General features: G+C 56.5%; 17 protein-coding genes. 3 read left to right on the top strand and 14 right to left on the bottom strand.

Annotated elements, in window-relative coordinates:
• Positions 1 to 90: 90 nt before the first annotated feature.
• The 5 genes from lysS to xerD all read right to left on the bottom strand — a co-directional run bounded on the left by lysS (position 91) and on the right by xerD (position 6,266).
• Complete coding sequence (lysS, locus tag ACUTSU_RS14790; protein WP_445651967.1) at positions 91 to 1,608, bottom strand: lysine--tRNA ligase; 1,518 nt, start codon at positions 1,606 to 1,608, stop codon at positions 91 to 93.
• A 9-nt stretch (positions 1,609 to 1,617) separates the two neighbouring features.
• A protein-coding gene (prfB, locus tag ACUTSU_RS14785) for a peptide chain release factor 2 (RefSeq protein WP_445654335.1) occupies positions 1,618 to 2,716 on the bottom strand; the annotation gives its coding sequence in 2 pieces (ribosomal slippage) (positions 1,618 to 2,640 and positions 2,642 to 2,716; 1,098 coding nt in all).
• 166 nt (positions 2,717 to 2,882) lie between these two features.
• Complete coding sequence (recJ, locus tag ACUTSU_RS14780) at positions 2,883 to 4,616, bottom strand: single-stranded-DNA-specific exonuclease RecJ (RefSeq protein ID WP_445654334.1); 1,734 nt, start codon at positions 4,614 to 4,616, stop codon at positions 2,883 to 2,885.
• Between the two features lie 6 nt (positions 4,617 to 4,622).
• A complete protein-coding gene (gene dsbC / locus ACUTSU_RS14775) occupies positions 4,623 to 5,339 on the bottom strand; it encodes a bifunctional protein-disulfide isomerase/oxidoreductase DsbC (RefSeq protein WP_445654333.1) in 717 nt (238 codons plus the stop codon).
• A gap of 27 nt (positions 5,340 to 5,366) precedes the next feature.
• Positions 5,367 to 6,266 (bottom strand): site-specific tyrosine recombinase XerD, encoded by a 900-nt coding sequence (xerD, locus tag ACUTSU_RS14770; protein WP_445654332.1) that lies wholly within the window; start codon positions 6,264 to 6,266, stop codon positions 5,367 to 5,369.
• 107 nt (positions 6,267 to 6,373) lie between these two features.
• Between xerD and fldB the strand changes: the two genes are divergently transcribed.
• A complete protein-coding gene (gene fldB, locus ACUTSU_RS14765; RefSeq protein WP_017893855.1) occupies positions 6,374 to 6,892 on the top strand; it encodes a flavodoxin FldB in 519 nt (172 codons plus the stop codon).
• Between the two features lie 39 nt (positions 6,893 to 6,931).
• On the opposite strand, the gene creD is transcribed toward fldB, so the two are convergent.
• The 5 genes from creD to sdhE form a co-directional block, all read right to left on the bottom strand.
• A complete protein-coding gene (gene creD, locus ACUTSU_RS14760; RefSeq protein WP_445654331.1) occupies positions 6,932 to 8,296 on the bottom strand; it encodes a cell envelope integrity protein CreD in 1,365 nt (454 codons plus the stop codon).
• 82 nt (positions 8,297 to 8,378) lie between these two features.
• Positions 8,379 to 9,797 carry a two-component system sensor histidine kinase CreC gene (gene creC, locus ACUTSU_RS14755; protein ID WP_445651973.1) on the bottom strand — a complete coding sequence of 473 codons (1,419 nt, stop codon included), beginning with the start codon at positions 9,795 to 9,797 and terminating at the stop codon, positions 8,379 to 8,381.
• Complete coding sequence (creB, locus tag ACUTSU_RS14750) at positions 9,794 to 10,489, bottom strand: two-component system response regulator CreB (protein WP_445651974.1); 696 nt, start codon at positions 10,487 to 10,489, stop codon at positions 9,794 to 9,796. Before creB ends, creC begins: the two co-directional genes overlap by 4 nt.
• Positions 10,489 to 10,911, bottom strand: coding sequence for a protein YgfX (locus ACUTSU_RS14745; protein ID WP_445654330.1), 423 nt, complete (start codon positions 10,909 to 10,911; stop codon positions 10,489 to 10,491). Before ACUTSU_RS14745 ends, creB begins: the two co-directional genes overlap by 1 nt.
• On the bottom strand, positions 10,892 to 11,158 hold the full coding sequence (gene sdhE / locus ACUTSU_RS14740) for an FAD assembly factor SdhE (RefSeq protein WP_012146600.1): 267 nt from the start codon (positions 11,156 to 11,158) through the stop codon (positions 10,892 to 10,894). Before sdhE ends, ACUTSU_RS14745 begins: the two co-directional genes overlap by 20 nt.
• Before the next feature lie 323 nt (positions 11,159 to 11,481).
• Here sdhE and ygfZ point away from each other — a divergent pair, with 323 nt between their 5' ends.
• Positions 11,482 to 12,474 carry a tRNA-modifying protein YgfZ gene (ygfZ, locus tag ACUTSU_RS14735; protein WP_445654329.1) on the top strand — a complete coding sequence of 331 codons (993 nt, stop codon included), beginning with the start codon at positions 11,482 to 11,484 and terminating at the stop codon, positions 12,472 to 12,474.
• Positions 12,475 to 12,511: 37 nt separating this feature from the next.
• Here the strand turns inward: ygfZ and ACUTSU_RS14730 are convergent, their stop codons facing one another.
• A complete protein-coding gene (locus tag ACUTSU_RS14730; RefSeq protein WP_445651977.1) occupies positions 12,512 to 13,009 on the bottom strand; it encodes a DUF2165 family protein in 498 nt (165 codons plus the stop codon).
• Between the two features lie 162 nt (positions 13,010 to 13,171).
• Positions 13,172 to 13,846, bottom strand: a complete 675-nt coding sequence (gene trhA, locus ACUTSU_RS14725; protein WP_012146602.1) for a PAQR family membrane homeostasis protein TrhA — start codon at positions 13,844 to 13,846, stop codon at positions 13,172 to 13,174.
• Between the two features lie 183 nt (positions 13,847 to 14,029).
• Here trhA and ACUTSU_RS14720 point away from each other — a divergent pair, with 183 nt between their 5' ends.
• Complete coding sequence (locus tag ACUTSU_RS14720) at positions 14,030 to 14,638, top strand: HD domain-containing protein (protein ID WP_261110523.1); 609 nt, start codon at positions 14,030 to 14,032, stop codon at positions 14,636 to 14,638.
• Positions 14,639 to 14,688: 50 nt separating this feature from the next.
• Here ACUTSU_RS14720 and ACUTSU_RS14715 read toward each other — a convergent pair whose 3' ends face one another.
• Together ACUTSU_RS14715 and ACUTSU_RS14710 are read right to left on the bottom strand one after the other, a co-directional pair.
• On the bottom strand, positions 14,689 to 16,014 hold the full coding sequence (locus ACUTSU_RS14715; RefSeq protein ID WP_445651978.1) for an MFS transporter: 1,326 nt from the start codon (positions 16,012 to 16,014) through the stop codon (positions 14,689 to 14,691).
• Positions 16,011 to 16,664, bottom strand: coding sequence for an antibiotic biosynthesis monooxygenase family protein (locus ACUTSU_RS14710; protein WP_445651979.1), 654 nt, complete (start codon positions 16,662 to 16,664; stop codon positions 16,011 to 16,013). The genes ACUTSU_RS14715 and ACUTSU_RS14710 overlap by 4 nt, the downstream gene beginning before the upstream one ends.
• Positions 16,665 to 16,679: the final 15 nt, after the last annotated feature.

The raw sequence follows: 16,679 nt of genomic DNA, 5'->3' as shown, positions 1-16,679 counted from the left end.
CAGTTAGCGGTAATAGGCTCTATTCTCACTCATCAGACGAAAAAAAACCGGCACAGTCACCTATGCCGGTTGATATTCATTACTACGAAGTTATTTCTGTGGGCGCATTGCCGGGAACAGGATCACGTCGCGAATGGTGTGGCTGTTGGTGAACAGCATCACCATACGGTCGATACCGATGCCCAGACCTGCGGTTGGTGGCAGGCCGTGCTCTAGCGCGGTAACGTAGTCTTCGTCGTAGAACATCGCTTCGTCATCACCTGCGTCTTTCGCATTAGCCTGGTCAGCAAAACGCTGCGCCTGGTCTTCTGCGTCATTCAGCTCGGAGAAGCCGTTGCCGATTTCACGGCCGCCGATGAAGAACTCGAAGCGGTCAGTGATTTCCGGGTTAACGTCGTTACGGCGCGCCAGCGGCGAAACTTCTGCCGGGTATTCAGTGATGAAGGTCGGCTGAATCAGATGGCTCTCCGCCACTTCTTCGAAGATCTCGGTCACTACGCGGCCCAGACCCCAGCTCTTCTCAACCTTGATACCGATGGATTCAGCGATAGCCACCGCTTTGCCCATATCAGCCAGGTCAGCCAGATCGGTTTCCGGACGGTATTTTTTGATCGCCTCGGTCATGGTCAGCTTCACAAACGGCTTGCCGAAGTCGAATACTTCATCACCGTACTGCACCTGGGTATTGCCGAGCACGTTCTGGGTCAGGGTGCGGAACAGCGACTCGGTCAGTTCGATCAGATCTTTGTAATCCGCGTAAGCCATATAGAGTTCCATCATGGTGAACTCTGGGTTATGACGCGGAGAAACGCCTTCGTTACGGAAGTTACGGTTGATTTCGAATACGCGTTCAAAACCACCGACCACCAGACGCTTCAGGTACAGCTCTGGAGCAATACGCAGGTACATATCGATGTCCAGCGCATTATGGTGAGTCACGAATGGACGAGCAGAAGCCCCACCCGGGATCACCTGCATCATAGGGGTTTCGACTTCCATGAAACCGCGTTCCACCATGAAGTTACGCATTGCCGCCATGATCTGAGAACGCACCTGGAAGGTCTTGCGCGATTCGTCGTTGGCAATCAGATCCAGGTAACGCTGACGATAGCGGGTTTCCTGATCGGCCAGGCCGTGGAACTTGTCCGGCAACGGGCGCAGTGCCTTGGTCAGCAGGCGTAGTTCGGTACAGTGGATAGACAGCTCACCGGTCTTGGTTTTGAACAGCTTGCCGCGTGCGCCAAGGATGTCACCCAGGTCCCACTTCTTGAATGCTTCGTTGTAAACGCCTTCCGCCAGATCGTCGCGTGCGACGTACAACTGGATGCGGCCACCAACGTCTTGCAGCGTGACAAAGGATGCCTTGCCCATGATACGGCGGGTCATCATACGGCCGGCAACGGTGACTTCTACACCCAGTGCTTCCAGCTCTTCGTTGTCTTTATCGCCGTACGCAGCGTGCAGCTTGTCGGATGTGGTGTCGCGACGGAAATCATTCGGGAACGCAATGCCGTTCTCGCGCAGCGCAGCCAGTTTTTCACGGCGTGACTGCAACTCGTTATTGAGATCCAGCGCCTGTTCAGCGCCTTGTGGTTGTTGCTCAGACATTTCTGTTCCTTATAACCCGGCTTTCAAACTTGCCTCAATGAATTTATCCAGGTCGCCATCTAATACGGCCTGCGTGTTGCGCGTTTCAACGTTAGTGCGCAAATCCTTGATTCGGGCGTCATCCAGCACGTAAGAGCGAATTTGGCTGCCCCACCCGATATCGGACTTGTTGTCTTCCATCATCTGTTTATCAGCATTTTTCTTTTGCATCTCAAACTCGTACAGCTTGGCTCGCAGCTGTTTAAACGCTTGATCCTTGTTCTTATGCTGAGAACGGTCGTTCTGACACTGCACTACGATGTTGGTCGGCAAGTGGGTAATACGCACCGCCGACTCAGTTTTGTTCACGTGCTGACCACCCGCACCCGAGGCGCGGTAAACGTCGATTCGCAGGTCCGCCGGGTTGATGTCGATATCGATATCGTCATCCACTTCCGGATAGATAAACACCGAGCTAAACGAGGTATGACGGCGGCCGCCGGAGTCGAACGGGCTCTTGCGCACCAGGCGATGTACGCCGGTTTCAGTACGCAACCAGCCGAACGCGTAGTCGCCGATAATCTTGATGGTGGCGGATTTCAGCCCTGCGACGTCGCCGTCGGACTCTTCGATCACTTCTGTTTTGAAGCCCTTGGATTCAGCCCAGCGCAGGTACATGCGCAACAGCATGCTGGCCCAGTCCTGCGCTTCAGTGCCGCCGGAGCCGGCCTGGATATCCAGGTAGCAATCAGCACTGTCGTATTCACCAGAGAACATACGACGGAATTCTAATTGTTCCAGCTTGGCAGACAGTTGATCAAGCTCAACGAGGGCTTCGTTAAAGGTTTCTTCATCGTCGGCTTCAATTGCCAATTCCAGCAGGCCAGAGACGTCTTCGCCCCCCTGTTCCAGCTGATCGATGGTTTCAACGATGGCTTCGAGCGCCGCGCGCTCTTTACCCAGCGCCTGTGCGCGCTCGGGTTCGTTCCAAACGTCAGGTTGTTCCAGCTCTGCGTTAACTTCTTCTAGGCGTTCTTTCTTGGCATCATAGTCAAAGATACCCCCTAAGAACGGCAGTCCGCACGGACAGGTCCTGAATTCGGTTTTTTACCGGGTTAATTTCAAACATGTTTTTTGCGTTCTTTTACGTTGATGTCGTCGATGGCGAAATGCCATTGGAACCGGTAATTCTAGCGGATCCAGGCGTCAGTTTATAGCCGGTTGGTTAGTTTTTGTGGGGGAAGAAAACATGCCGGGGTTTGGCTGAGCAAACCCCGGGATAAAGCAGTTACAAATCAACGCGGCCAAAGGTGCTGGATCAGTAACTGTACATTGCGGTTGCCACGGAACTCGTTGACGTCGAGCTTGTAGGCCAGCTCCACCTCGCGCACGCTACTGTCGGGCCACAGGGTGGTGTCGACATTGAAAGCGATACCGTCCAGCAGTGGGCCGCCGCCAAGCGGTTCCACCATCAGTTTCAGGTGTTTCTCGCCCACCAGCCGCTGCTGCAAGATACGGAAGGTGCCGTCGAAGGTCGGTTCCGGGAACGCCTGGCCCCAGGGGCCGCCTTCGCGCAACAGCTCCGCCGTTTCCAGCGAAAGTTCCTGCATCGCCAGTTCGCCGTCAGACCAAATCACCCCTTCCAGCATCGCCGGATCGAGCCATTCGCCCACCAGGTCGCCAAAGCGCTGGCGGAACTCGTCGAATTTGCTATCTTCCAGCGACAGCCCGGCTGCCATGGCATGGCCACCGAATTTCATCATCAACCCCGGATTCAGCGTATCCAACCGTTCCAGCGCATCGCGCATGTGCAGACCGGCTATCGAACGCCCGGAACCTTTAAGAATGCCCTCACCTGCCGGGGCAAAGGCGATCACCGGGCGATGAAAGCGCTCCTTGATGCGCGAAGCCAAAATCCCCACCACGCCCTGATGCCACTCCGGATGATACATCGCCAGCCCGTATGGCAAGGCGGTGCAGCTGCGCTCGAGTTCGTCGCACAGCTGCAGAGCTTCAACCTGCATGCCCTGTTCAATCTCACGCCGGGTCAGATTGAGCGCATCAAGATCGTTTGCCAACATACGCGCCTGCGCGATGTCATCACTTAACAACAACGCCACGCCAATCGACATATCATCCAGTCGTCCGGCGGCATTGAGCCGTGGCCCCAGCGCAAAGCCAAGATCGTTGGCTGCCAACTGACGTGCATCACGATTGGCCACTTCCAGCAACGCCCGGATACCCGGCCGACATTTGCCGGCCCGGATGCGGTTCAGGCCCTGATACACCAGAATACGGTTGTTGGCATCGAGCGGTACTACGTCAGCCACCGTACCTAGCGCGACCAGATCCAGCAGTTCTGCCAGATTCGGCATCGCCAACGCTCGTTGTTCGAACCAGCCACTGTCCCGCAGCCGGGCACGCAACGCCAGCATCAGATAGAAAGCCACGCCGACACCAGCCAGGGATTTAGAAGGGAACTCACAACCACGCAGGTTCGGGTTGACGATCGCCTCCGCCGCCGGCAGGGTTTCCCCCGGTAGGTGGTGGTCGGTCACCAGCACCTGCATGCCTTTGGCGTGGGCCACGGCCACTCCCGCGTGGGAAGAGATGCCGTTATCCACCGTCAGGATCAATTCCGCACCGCGCGTTGCTGCCTGCTCGACCACTTCGGGGCTCAGGCCGTAGCCATCTTCAAAACGATTCGGTACCAGATAATCGACCGCACTGCCGCCCATACTGCGCAGCGCCAGCACCGTCAACGCGGTACTGGTGGCACCATCGGCGTCGAAGTCCCCCACCACCATGATGCGACGATGTTCGGCCAGCGCCTGTTGCAGAATGCCAACGGCATCGTCAATGCCATCCAGTTGCTGCCACGGCAGCATGCCTTTGACGCTGCGTTCCAATTCCTGCTCAGCCTGAACGCCACGCAGCGCATATAAACGGCGCAACAGCGGGTGCAGGTTGGCCGGCAGATGGCTGTCGTCCGCCGCCGCACGGCGGCGTAGTTGTGTTTTGATGCTCACCGGCGATTAACCACCGGTTTTGGTTGCGGTCTGATGCGCGTCCAGCATGGCGGCCATCTCTTTTGGCCCCTGATACCCAGGGATCATCATGCCGTTTTCCAGAATAATCGCCGGGGTGCCCTGAATACCGAACTGCACGCCGAGCGCATAGTGTTTACTGATGTCAGTCTTACAGGTGGCAGGTGAAACTGCGTCGCCTTTTATGGCGGTATCGAAGGCCTTGGCCTTGTCGGCGGTACACCAGATTGACTGCATGTCTTTCTCTGTCTGGGAATTTAGCCCCTGACGCGGGAACGCCAGATAGCGGACGGTAATGCCCAGATCGTTATATTCTTTCATTTGCTGATGCAACTTGTGGCAATAACCACAGGTGATGTCGGTGAACACGGTGATCACGTGTTTCTGCTTTGGCGCCTTGTAGACGATCATCTGATCTTTCAGCGCTTCCAGCTTGCCAGTCAGCAGTTGGTTGGTGACGTTAACCGGCTCTTTGCCACTGACGTCGTACAACGGGCCTTGCAGAATGTGTTTGCCGTCTTCGGTCACGTACAGCACGCCGTTATCGGTCAGCACGGTTTTCAAGCCGTTCACCGGTGAAGGCTGCACGTCCGCCTGTTGAATGCCCAGGCTACCCAGTGCTTTTTGGATTGCCGCGTCGTCGGCATGGGCCGCGCCGGTTGCTGAAGCCACCAGCATAGAGAGCAGCATTAAACCTTTCTTCATTCTTCCAATCCTTTTGAACCCAGCGTGTCAGGCACGCGGGTGGTGCTGTTGATGTAGCTGTTTAAGCCTTTCGGTCGCTACATGCGTGTAAATTTGTGTGGTTGAGAGGTCGCTATGCCCCAATAACATCTGTACGACACGGAGATCGGCCCCATGGTTCAGCAAATGGGTGGCAAACGCGTGGCGCAACACGTGCGGCGACAGCCTCTCGCTGTCAATACCCGCTAGGATCGCATAGTGTTTGATGCGATGCCAGAATGTCTGTCGGGTCATTTGCTGGCTGCGGTTGCTGGGGAACAAGACGTCCAGCGCCTGACCGTTGACCATCCACGGGCGGCCGTGCTCCAGGTAGTTTTCTATCCAGTACACCGCCTCTTCACCCAGCGGCACCAGTCGCTCCTTGTTGCCTTTGCCTATCACCCGCACCACGCCCTGACGCAGACTGACATCGCTGATAGTCAGCCCGACTAATTCGGAGACCCGCAGCCCGGTAGCGTACAGCACTTCCAGCATCGCCTTGTCACGCAGCTCCAGCGGCTGATCGACGCAGGGTGCCTTCAGCAGCGCATCGACCTGCGCTTCGCTCAAGTCTTTCGGCAGGCGCTGCGGCAGCTTCGGCGAAGCCAGCAGTGCAGTGGGATCGTCGGCTCGCATATTTTCGCGATACAGGTATTGGAACAGACGGCGCATGGCACTCAGCAAACGTGCGGAGCTGGTCGCTTTATAGCCCCCCTCCACCCGATCGGCGAGAAACGCCTGTAAATCCAGCGCCTGTGCCTGTAACAGCGAGCTATTTTTCTGATTCAGCCAGGCGCCCAGCGCCTGCAAATCCAATCGGTAAGAGGCCAGCGTATTTTCTGCCAGATTACGTTCAAGCCACAGCGCATCCAGGAATTGCTCAATCAACGCAGTCTCTTGCTGTTGCACGCGGTCCTCTCTTTGTTACGTTTATGCCACAGGCATTATGCCTTAAGCCGGGACAAATCGGGTATACTCGCTGCAATTCTACCTACGGCGATATAAACGGTTTACACATGAAGATTGGTCTGTTTTACGGCTCCAGCACCTGCTACACCGAGATGGCGGCAGAAAAAATCCGTGAGATTTTAGGTGAAGACCTGGTCGACCTGCACAACCTGAAAGACGTTTCCCCCAAGCTGATGGAAGAGTACTCCATCCTGATCCTCGGCATGCCAACCTGGGATTTCGGTGAGCTTCAGGAAGACTGGGAAGCGATTTGGCCACAGCTGACCACGCTGGATCTCCAGGGGAAAATTGTCGCCATGTATGGCATGGGCGATCAACTCGGTTACGGCGAATGGTTCCTCGATGCACTTGGCATGCTGCACGATCACATTGCCCCACTGGGCGTACAGTTTATTGGCTTCTGGCCGATCGACGGCTTCGAATTCACCAGTCCGAAACCACTAAGCGCCGACGGCAAACACTTTGTTGGCCTGGCGCTGGATGATGTGAACCAATACGACATGAGCGAAGAGCGGCTGCAACAATGGTGCGAACAGATCCTGCTGGAGATGGAACCCCTGCTGTAATGCCCATGGGCGCGGTTATTACCGCGCCCAGTCCGATGCTTATTTCCACAACCGGAAGCGTTTCTCTCCTTCGCCGGTTGGCGTTTCGCCGTTCAAGCGCGCCGGATCGGCCACCTGATACCAGTCCAACTTACGCGTCAGCAGCATAATTCCCGCCAAAATAGCGAACAACAGCCCGGCCCCCAGTACCAAGGCGTTATCTTCCGACTGCAGCAGCAGATACAGCACGCCATACAACATCAACAGACTGGCCGCGAACAGCGCCGCCCGTAGCCTGCCGCGCAGTACTGCACTGAGGTAAAAGGCGATCAGCCCACTGCAGGCGATGCTGGCCAGCAGATAAGCGGTGGCGAAGCCAAAATGCTCGGAGAATGCCAGCAGGATCAGGTAGAACAGCACCAGTGCCGCGCCGACTAGCAGGTACTGAATCGGGTGTACCCGCAAACCGGTCAGGGTTTCGAACAGGAAGAACGTCATAAATGTCAGGCCGATAAACAGCACCGCATACTTCACCGCGCGTTCGGTCAGTTGATAGTGATCGACCGGTTCAATCAAACTGGTGCTGAAGGTTGGCAACTTGTCTTCGCCAAGAATTTCGTCGTCGTAATGGAAAGCACTGTTGATGTTGTTGGCAAACCAAGTGCTGCGCCAGCGGGCACTGAAGCCTTTTTCCGTCACCTTGCGTTCGTCCGGCAAGAAGTTACCGAGGAAATTCGGGTGTGGCCAATTGCTTTGCAGCATCAATTCGCTGCTGCGACCGAGCGGGACCAGTGACAGGCTGCTGGTGCCGGCCAGCATCAGGGTGAACTCAGCATCCAGCCCCGCTTTTTGCAATGTGGTCAGCGTCAGCGGCGCATGAATGCCTTGAGGTAACACATTGACCTGAGTACCAGGTTCAAATACCGTTTGAGACTCTGCGCTGGTAAGCGGCGAGATGCTCTTGATGCCGCGTGAATCACTCAGCGAAACCAGCAGGAAAGGCTGACCAATAGTCACGTTGCTGCGCTGCAAGTCTGTCACATCCGGCTGGCCGAACTTCACCTGAAACTTTAACGGTCCCTGATAGACCTGAGTCTGGTAAATACCCAGCTTGCGTACCTCTACGTTCGGCTTGCCGCTAACCTGCAAAGTTTCGGGCAACAGATAGCGATGATGGCGAACCATTTGCACCACCTTCTGCCCCTTGTCATCCGTCTTCTCTTCCCGCTCGCTGTAAGGGATGACGATCAACGGCCCCAAAATGCGCTGCGCCCGGCTGGTGCTTTCGCTGACCTGCCCGACCACGTTCTGGCGGTAGCCGCTGCGCTCATCAATCACATTCATTAACATCGTTACCGGGATGATCATTAAAATCATTAATCCCAGCAGAGTGGTTATTTTCCAAAACAGTACCGATTTCATCATCGCCGCGCTCCATGTAGGTAATGAAGTTACGATAATGCCCTCAGGTGAAAGCAGAATGTGGTTATGTGAAGGGACGGTGAAGTCAGAGCGATAAGGTGAAAATAGCGGTCACACCGTGCGGCTGACGGTTGCTCAACTGGATGCTGCCTCGGTGCAAGCGCGCCACTTCCTGCACAAAATTCAGCCCCAGACCGCTGCTTTTCGGCTTATCCGATCGGGCCAGAGAATAGAAACGCTCGAATACTTTATCCAGTGCATAATCCGGAATGCCACTGCCGTCGTCACAGACAGTGACCCGGTAGTGGCCCTCATGGTGCTCACCGCGCACCTTGATGGTGCCACCTTCCGGGGTGAAGTCCAGTGCGTTGTCCAGCAGATTGGTCAGCGCCTGGCTAATCAGCAATCCATCGCCGCTCAGGGTGATATCTGCCACCCCTTCAACCTGTAGCAAAACGCCACGCCGCACTGCCTGCGCCTCTTTGCCTGCCACAGCCTGACGCACCAGCGCCGCCATTGCCAGTGGCCCCCGTTCCAGGACCGGCCGGCTCTCCAGCCGCGCCTGCACCAGCAGTTTATCCACCAGTTGCTGAATGCGCGCACTCTGCTGTTCGATATTGGTCAAAAAACGCTGGGCAGTGGCCGCCGGAGGTTGTTCCTGCAACAGCTCAGCCGCGCCGCGGATCGCCGCCAGCGGGCTTTTCAGTTCGTGGGTCAGGGTATGTACATACTGCTCAATGTAGGCCTTGCCCTCCAGCTTCACCCGCATGCTGTCCAGCGCCTGTGCCAACTGGGTTAATTCGTGGCCGCCCATTATCGGCAACGGCAGGCTTTCACCCTGCGCCACGCCGTCTGCGTAGTGCACCAGCCGCCCAATCGAGCGGTTGATCCACCAGACAAAGCCCAGACCGATCAGCAAGGCAATGCCCAGCAGCAGCGCGCCGGCCCAAAGAATACGACGTTCGCTGCGCTTGATCACCGGTGTCATGGTGCTGTTGGGTTTACCAACGCTAAGCACGCCGATGATTTTCCCCTGCTCCATTACGGGTGCGGCAACGTACATCACCGAGCTGTTTTCATCCTGCGGATCGCTGCGCGTGCTGCGCGCGCCGTACTGACCAAGCAGCGTCAGATAAACGTCATTCCAGCGTGAGTAGTCCTGGCCGAGCGCCTTGCCGCTGGAATCAAAAATGACCTTGCCGTTTTGATCGGTAAGATAAACGTGATATTCGCTGCGATCCTTACGGATACCGCCAATATTGGCACCTATGGGGCGTCGATTGAGTTGAGAGAAAGCTTGAGCCAGTTGCCCGTGCGCCGCGTCAGCACGTTGCATATCCAGACGCGCAATCTGCGCCAGCAGATTGGCGGTATCCACCAGTGTGCCTTCGGTCGCGCGCCGCACGCCGGGTTTCACTTCCTGTACGAAAATGCTCAGTACGAAATAACCCGCCACCGCCACAATCAGGAAATACCCCAACAGCAGGCGCAGGCCTATTCTCATGGCTGGCGGCTCACGCTGTAGCCGAGGCCGCGATGAGTGTGGATCGGGGGTTCAGCGGGATTGATGGCGCGCAGCTTGGCACGCAGCGTTTTGATATGGGTATCAACGGTGCGATCCAGGCTTTCTTCGGCCAGCGCCCAGACGCTTTCCATCAGTTGCTGGCGTGAGAATACCCTGCCGGGTGCCAGCAACAGCGTTTTCAACAATAAAAATTCGTAACGGGTCAGCAACAACGGCTGCTGATGGTAATGGATGGCCGCGGCCTGTTCATCCAAACTAAAAGGGCCGAAGTGGTACAGTGGCGGTTGCTGCAGACGCTGCTGTTTTTGCAAACGGCGCAGAATAGTGCGCACCCGAGCGCTGACTTCTCGCGGGGAAAAGGGTTTGGCGACGTAATCGTCGGCACCGATTTCCAACCCAATCAGGCGATCAAGCTCATCGCTGCGGGCGGTGAGGAACAAAACAGGCAAATCCGCCGACTGCGATAACAACCGGCGGCAGAGTTCAAAACCATTGATGTCCGGCAGACCAACATCGAGGATCGCCAGCGCAGGTGCCCCTTGCGCCAACGCCTGCAATGCCGGTTCACCGCGTTCGAACCAGCGCACCTGGAAGCCTTCGCTCTCCAGGGTATAAATCAGCGTGTCGGCAATGCTGGGTTCATCTTCCACCAGCCAGAGCGTCGGCTTCATCAGAACTCCTCGTCATCGCTGGCGGCCGGATACAGCAAGCGTTGGCGCAAATGCCGCCAGTCGGCTTTAGCCATGCAGTCGGAAGCCAGCCACAGCCGACGGCGCTTTTTGCCCCCCACCGGCTGTAACGTCAACAGAATACCGTAACGCGGCATCCAGGGCTGCTTCACCAATTGCCACTCCTGCCCATGCCAACCCAGGCGCTGGTTTTCCAGCAGGCGTAGTTCGCCCTGCCGCGACGCAATACGCTTTTGGCTGCGAATGCACTCAAACACCACCAGCGTCAGCAACACCAGCCAGATCGGGCCATAGCCTTCCGGCCAGGGTGAAATCAGGATCAGCAGGATAAGAGCACCATGTGTCAGCAGAGAAAATAACTGGGTGCGCCAGGAAATACGGACGTCACATCGCCACTGGGCCACGGTCTTTATTTCGCGTCTGGATCAGTGTCACCATTCTCTGCAGTTCACTGTCCTGCGGAGCGCCATGATTCATCAGCCAATTGAAGAGATCGGGATCGTCAGACTCCAGCAGGCGGATAAACAGCGCTTTGTCTGTATCGTTCAGCAGGTCATACTCATACTCGAAGAAGGGCATGATAGAGATGTCCAGCTCACGCATGCCGCGGCGACAGGCCCAGTGGATACGTGCTTTGTTATTAATATCCATGTTGTTATGACTAACCTCTTTTCAGCATGGCAACGCCATCGCAGGGTTCAACTGACACACTGTATGGCAACACCGGCGCGATATAATTCCATCAGCCAAAGATCTGTCTGCATGGGTTACCCTTGGCCGCAAGCCTATAGAGTAACAATTTGACATACTCGCCGGGAAGGACGTTCTCGGTGTAAAACGTAATTAAGCGCTAAATGTCAAAAAAAGCGCTGTCGGGGAGGCAAGCGTGAATAACAGTTTGCAAAGGCCGTCGCCTCTTTTACCATGGGGCCAACACACCTTCAGGTAAGCTAAACGTTAAGCAGGATCTTACTATGGCGTATAAAATTCCATTTCCACCCCGTCAGCCCTCCGCTTCCTCCCATCTGCCCCTGACCCTGATCTCACTGGAAGATTGGGCGCTGGTGACATTGAACGGGCCGGACCGGGTGAAATACCTTCAGGGCCAGGTCACCGCCGATATCGAAGCGCTGCCTACCGATAGCCACATGTTGTGCGGCCACTGTGACGCCAAGGGCAAAATGTGGAGCAATCTGCGTTTATTCCATCGCGGTGAAGGCTTTGCCTATCTGGAACGCCGCAGCGTGCTGGACAGCCAACTGGCTGAAATCAAGAAGTACGCGGTATTTTCCAAACTCACCATTGCCGCCGACAACGAAGCGGTGTTGCTGGGCGTGGCCGGTTTTCAGGCACGCGCAGCGCTGACGGGGGTTTTCAACAGCCTGCCGGATGCTGACCATCAGGTAGTGCAGGACGGTGAAACGACCCTGTTGCACTTCTCGCTACCGGCGGAACGTTTTCTGCTGGTCACCACCGCCGCCGTTGCCGAACAGTTGGTTGGCAAACTGCACGAGCAGGCCGAACTGAACGACAGCCAGCAGTGGCTGACGCTGGATATCGAAGCCGGCTACCCAGTGATTGACGTCGCCAACAGCGGGCAGTTGATCCCCCAGGCCACCAACCTGCAGGCGCTGGATGGCATCAGCTTCAGCAAGGGCTGCTACACCGGTCAGGAAATGGTGGCGCGCGCCAAGTTCCGCGGGGCCAACAAACGGGCACTGTACTGGCTGGAAGGCAAGGCCGGGCGAGTGCCGCAGGCCGCTGAGGACATGGAATTGCAGTTGGGTGAAAACTGGCGCCGTACCGGTACGGTGCTGAGCGCCGCCAAACTGGCCGACGGCACGCTGTGGGTTCAAGTGGTGCTGAATAACGATCTCGACGCCGACAGCAAACTGCGGGTTCGCGATGATGCCACCAGCCAACTGGCCATCAAACCACTGCCATATTCACTGGCGGAAGAAAAATAATCCCCCGGCAGCAGGCTCACGCCCGCTGCCTGATTCCTTACTCGTCCAGTTCGCCATCGCGCTGCACCAGATAGATCAGCACCAAAATTAGGGTGACAAAGAAGCGGAAAGCGTCAGGCACCCCGTTCCATTGTTTAGACATCCACATACCGAACCACTCACCGCCCACCGACATAAAACCCACCTGCCAGGTCAAAAAACCGAGCGTCAAACCGGCCACTGCCAGCGTTTTCTTTCTATTGAAGGCCACTGCGGACAGTTTCAGGCCGCGCAGCAGGCGCAGGCCCCCCATCCAACACAACAACGCGGTCAGGCTTTCCAGCGTAATGATGCCAATGTAACCGGCGTGATGCAGCCATGGAGTCTGTATTGAACGGTAAGTGATGGTGGCGTCAGGGAAAATGGTGTCCATCATAAAGACATGACGTACAAAGGCGAAATTGGAGCCGTAGTCCGTAATATTGCCAAATGCCACCAGTGTGGCGAACAGCGCCATCGCGCACACCAGCAACGCTTTAGATAAGCGAACGATCATATTGATGAGTCCTGAAAAGGTTAACGTAAACACCGAAGGTGTAGTTCGCGGGCTCAGGAATGAAAAAATGGGCTTGCTGGATACCCGAAAGAAACAAGCGCCTCTTTTCTAACTGAAAAGAAACGCTTAATCAACATGATATTAACGCCTGCCGAACGGATATCAGACGTACAGATAAATCGCCATAAAGTGGCACAGGCTGCCGCCGAGCACGAAACCATGCCAAATGGCGTGGCCGAAGCGGAAACGCTTCGATGCATAGAAGATCACACCCAGGGTATAAACCACGCCACCGACCGCCAGCAGCGTCACACCGCCCAGCGCCAGACGAGTCGCCAACTGATAAATCACGATCAGCGACAACCAGCCCATGGTCAGATAGGTCACCAGCGAGAGCGCTTCAAAACGGTGCGCGAACGCCAGTTTGAACAACACGCCCAGCAGCGCCAACCCCCAAATTACCGCCATCAATCCCTTGGCCAACGGTGAGTTCAGCCCCACCAACAGAAACGGCGTGTAGGTACCGGCAATCAAAAGATAAATGGCGCAGTGGTCAAATTTTTTCAGCCAGTGCTTGGCTTTTTGGTGGGGAATGGCATGGTACAGCGTTGAGGCCAGGAACAGCAGGATCATGCTGCCGCCATAAAGACTGTAGCTGGCGATAGCCGTCACGTCAGCGCCGGTGTCTACCGCCTGAACCAACAACAGTACCAGGCCGACAATCCCAAAAACCAACCCTATGCCGTGACTGATGCTGTTAGCGATTTCTTCCGCCCACGGATAGGCCGTGGCGGCCATTTTTTCAGTACCGGCTTTCACTACGCCCGTTTTACCCATTACACACAACCCCTCAAAACAGCCAACATTGTTCGAAATTACCGCAAGGAAGCTTAGCTGAGAATAATTTCAGTGTACACGTGTACGCCAAAATAAAACTGTGTGCGCGTGTAACCATCGAAATCCCTCGCCTGCTGGTCTACAATCGTTCGGCTTCACCCCATCTACCTTGAGGTTTACACCATGTCATCTGCTGTACCCGCGTTAGATTTCGGCTCCATGACCCAGGTCATCCAGTTCCTGATGGAAATCGACAAGTTGAAAAGCGTGCAACGCCGCACCAAAGTGCTGGGCACCCAACGCCAGGAAAACTCCGCCGAACATAGCTGGCACTTTGCTATTGCTGCCATGAGCCTGGCCCCCTACGCCGGTGAAGGTGTGGATATCCAGCGAGTGATCCAGATGGCGCTGCTGCATGACATCGTTGAGATCGATGCCGGTGACGTACTGGTCTACGATCTGGCGGCCCGCGCAGCGATCCATGATGTGGAAGTGGCGGCGGCGCGCCGGTTGTTCGGGATGCTGCCGGACACTCAGCGCGAGTATTTCACCGCTTTATGGCAGGAATATGAAGATGGCGAGAGCGCCGACGCGCGCTTTGCGCTGGTGCTGGATCGCACCATGCCGATGCTGATGAACCTGCACAACCAGGGCCAAAGCTGGGTCGAGAACGGCATTAGCCTGGAACAGGTACTGGCACGTAACACCACCATCGCCGATGTTCAGCCGGAATTGTGGAAGTACCTTCTGCAACACCTGCAGGACGCACAACGCAAGGGTTGGCTGAAATAACGCCGTTGCTCTTGTGACACGCCGGGTGCTCCCTTCACCCGGCACGCCATTCATAACGGCTTGTGTGCCGTTTCCTTGGCGGCAATCACCGCCCACAGCGTGATTAACAAAGCCAGCACCACATAGGCCGAGATCGCCAGCGTGCTGTCGTAAGACTTAAACAACGAGGCGATGATCAGCGGCGCAAAGCCACCGCCGATAATCCCTGCCAACGTATAAGCCAATGACGACCCCGCATAGCGCACTCGGGTTGGAAACTGTTCGGTAATAAAAGCCGCCTGTGGGCCATACATTGCCGCATGGATCAACAGCCCCACCACCACCGCCAGACAGATCAGTACCGGCTGGCTGCTGTCGAGCAGCATAAAGAACACAAACGCCCAAGCCATCGCCGCCAATGCCCCACCGATATACACCGGCCGACGACCAAAACGATCGGACAGTGCGCCGAACATCGGCACGGTAATCGCGTTACCGATCGCCCCCAACATGGTGGCGGCCAACGCCAGCGGGCGCGGCAGGTTCAATACCGTGGTGACGTAAGTCAGGGTAAAAACCACTACCAGCGCATACAGCACGTCGGAACCAATACGCGAACCGCCGGCGATCAGCAGTGGGCGCCGATACTGGGTGAAAACTTCGCGGATCGGTGAATGGGTAACGTCCTTCGATGCCTCCAGTTTCAGAAACGCGGGCGTTTCTCCCACGCCACGGCGTAGCCATAGGCCAAACACCACCAGTACCAGGCTAAGCAGGAAAGGAATACGCCAACCCCATTGCTGGAAGTCCTCCGCCGTCATCGCCACCGTCACCAGCGTGATAAGGCCGGTGCCGATCAGCGTTCCACAAGAAGGGCCAACCTGAGCAAAGGAGGCGTTGCGCCCGCGTTGATGAGATTTACCGTGTTCCATCGACAGCAATACCGCCCCCGCCCATTCGCCCCCCAGCGCAATCCCCTGAATAAAGCGCAGTGTCACCAACAGCAGCGGACTCCAAATCCCCCAACTGGCATAACCGGGTAGCAGCCCCATCAGCGCGGTAGTCACGCCCATGATCACCAGCGTGGTCACCAATACAAAACGCCGCCCCAGCACGTCACCAAGATGACCAAAGACGATACCGCCAATCGGCCGCGAAACATAGCCAACCGCGTAGGTGGAAAATGCCAAAATAGTGCCCACCAGCGGATCGAAAGAGGGGAAAAATACGTGGTTGAAAATCAGCGCCGCCATGATGTTGTAAACGGTGAAGTCATACCATTCCAGCGCAGTGCCAATCGAACTGGCCGCCGCCAGTTTGCCGGTGTTCGGCGGATGGGCGGGAACATCGGCAGTGGACGCGTCCGCGATTGACGGTTGAGTGGTTGAAGTACTCATGATGAAAGCTCCTGTGTGGTCAGTTGCCAACCAAGGGCATAATGCAGGGCACCGGTGGCAGGGATTTTCAGTTGGCTGCAGGCCAACTCACCCAGCCGCTGGCCGGCTTCGGCGCTGCTGCTTTCGATCAGCATCATCGGCAGTAACCTGCGGTTTTCCCGCGACTCTTTCGGCAGCGGCGAGCTGAGGTCCGCGTCCGGCGACAGCAGGCTGCTGCGCACAAAACCGGGCTGTTCCGCCAGGAGGCTGCCCAAATGATTGATGCAGGCCTTCAGCACATGCGGCTCGGCCGGTTCGAGGGTAAGGATAGCCAGATGGCTGCCGCACCCCTGGCCGGTCACCGCCTCCACCGCGCAGACACGGCGCATCGGATCGCGCATTTTATCGAGACTCGCTACCGACCATGGGGTCTGTTCGGTAAACGCGGCGCGGTAGGCCGCCGAAGTAAAGCTGGCCAGGGATTCGGTTTTATACAGTCCGAGATATTTGCGCCCATCCTGTAGCGCCTGATAACGCGTGCCCGACAAGAAACCAGGCACCCGTACTCGCTCTTCCACGTGTTCGCGGTCGTACCACTTATTGAAATCCGCCTCGTCCTGAGCGGCGACATCTGTTGCGACAAACAGCATTCCGTTTGGGGAACCGGTCATGGGTACTCTCCTGTT

It is taken from the genome of Serratia sp. NA_13 (genome assembly GCF_052691735.1).
The sequence above is the reverse complement of the archived record's forward strand: the minus strand, read 5'-3'. Positions and strand labels throughout refer to the sequence as shown.

What these genes read in the sequence shown, in the direction of transcription:
- lysS (WP_445651967.1), bottom strand. Translation starts at nt 1,608, where the DNA reads ATGTCTGAGCAACAACCACAAGGCGCTGAACAGGCGCTGGATCTCAAT.
- dsbC (WP_445654333.1), bottom strand. Translation starts at nt 5,339, where the DNA reads ATGAAGAAAGGTTTAATGCTGCTCTCTATGCTGGTGGCTTCAGCAACC.
- fldB (WP_017893855.1), top strand. Translation starts at nt 6,374, where the DNA reads ATGAAGATTGGTCTGTTTTACGGCTCCAGCACCTGCTACACCGAGATG.
- creD (WP_445654331.1), bottom strand. Translation starts at nt 8,296, where the DNA reads ATGATGAAATCGGTACTGTTTTGGAAAATAACCACTCTGCTGGGATTA.
- creC (WP_445651973.1), bottom strand. Translation starts at nt 9,797, where the DNA reads ATGAGAATAGGCCTGCGCCTGCTGTTGGGGTATTTCCTGATTGTGGCG.
- creB (WP_445651974.1), bottom strand. Translation starts at nt 10,489, where the DNA reads ATGAAGCCGACGCTCTGGCTGGTGGAAGATGAACCCAGCATTGCCGAC.
- sdhE (WP_012146600.1), bottom strand. Translation starts at nt 11,158, where the DNA reads ATGGATATTAATAACAAAGCACGTATCCACTGGGCCTGTCGCCGCGGC.
- ygfZ (WP_445654329.1), top strand. Translation starts at nt 11,482, where the DNA reads ATGGCGTATAAAATTCCATTTCCACCCCGTCAGCCCTCCGCTTCCTCC.
- ACUTSU_RS14730 (WP_445651977.1), bottom strand. Translation starts at nt 13,009, where the DNA reads ATGATCGTTCGCTTATCTAAAGCGTTGCTGGTGTGCGCGATGGCGCTG.
- trhA (WP_012146602.1), bottom strand. Translation starts at nt 13,846, where the DNA reads ATGGGTAAAACGGGCGTAGTGAAAGCCGGTACTGAAAAAATGGCCGCC.
- ACUTSU_RS14720 (WP_261110523.1), top strand. Translation starts at nt 14,030, where the DNA reads ATGTCATCTGCTGTACCCGCGTTAGATTTCGGCTCCATGACCCAGGTC.
- ACUTSU_RS14715 (WP_445651978.1), bottom strand. Translation starts at nt 16,014, where the DNA reads ATGAGTACTTCAACCACTCAACCGTCAATCGCGGACGCGTCCACTGCC.
- ACUTSU_RS14710 (WP_445651979.1), bottom strand. Translation starts at nt 16,664, where the DNA reads ATGACCGGTTCCCCAAACGGAATGCTGTTTGTCGCAACAGATGTCGCC.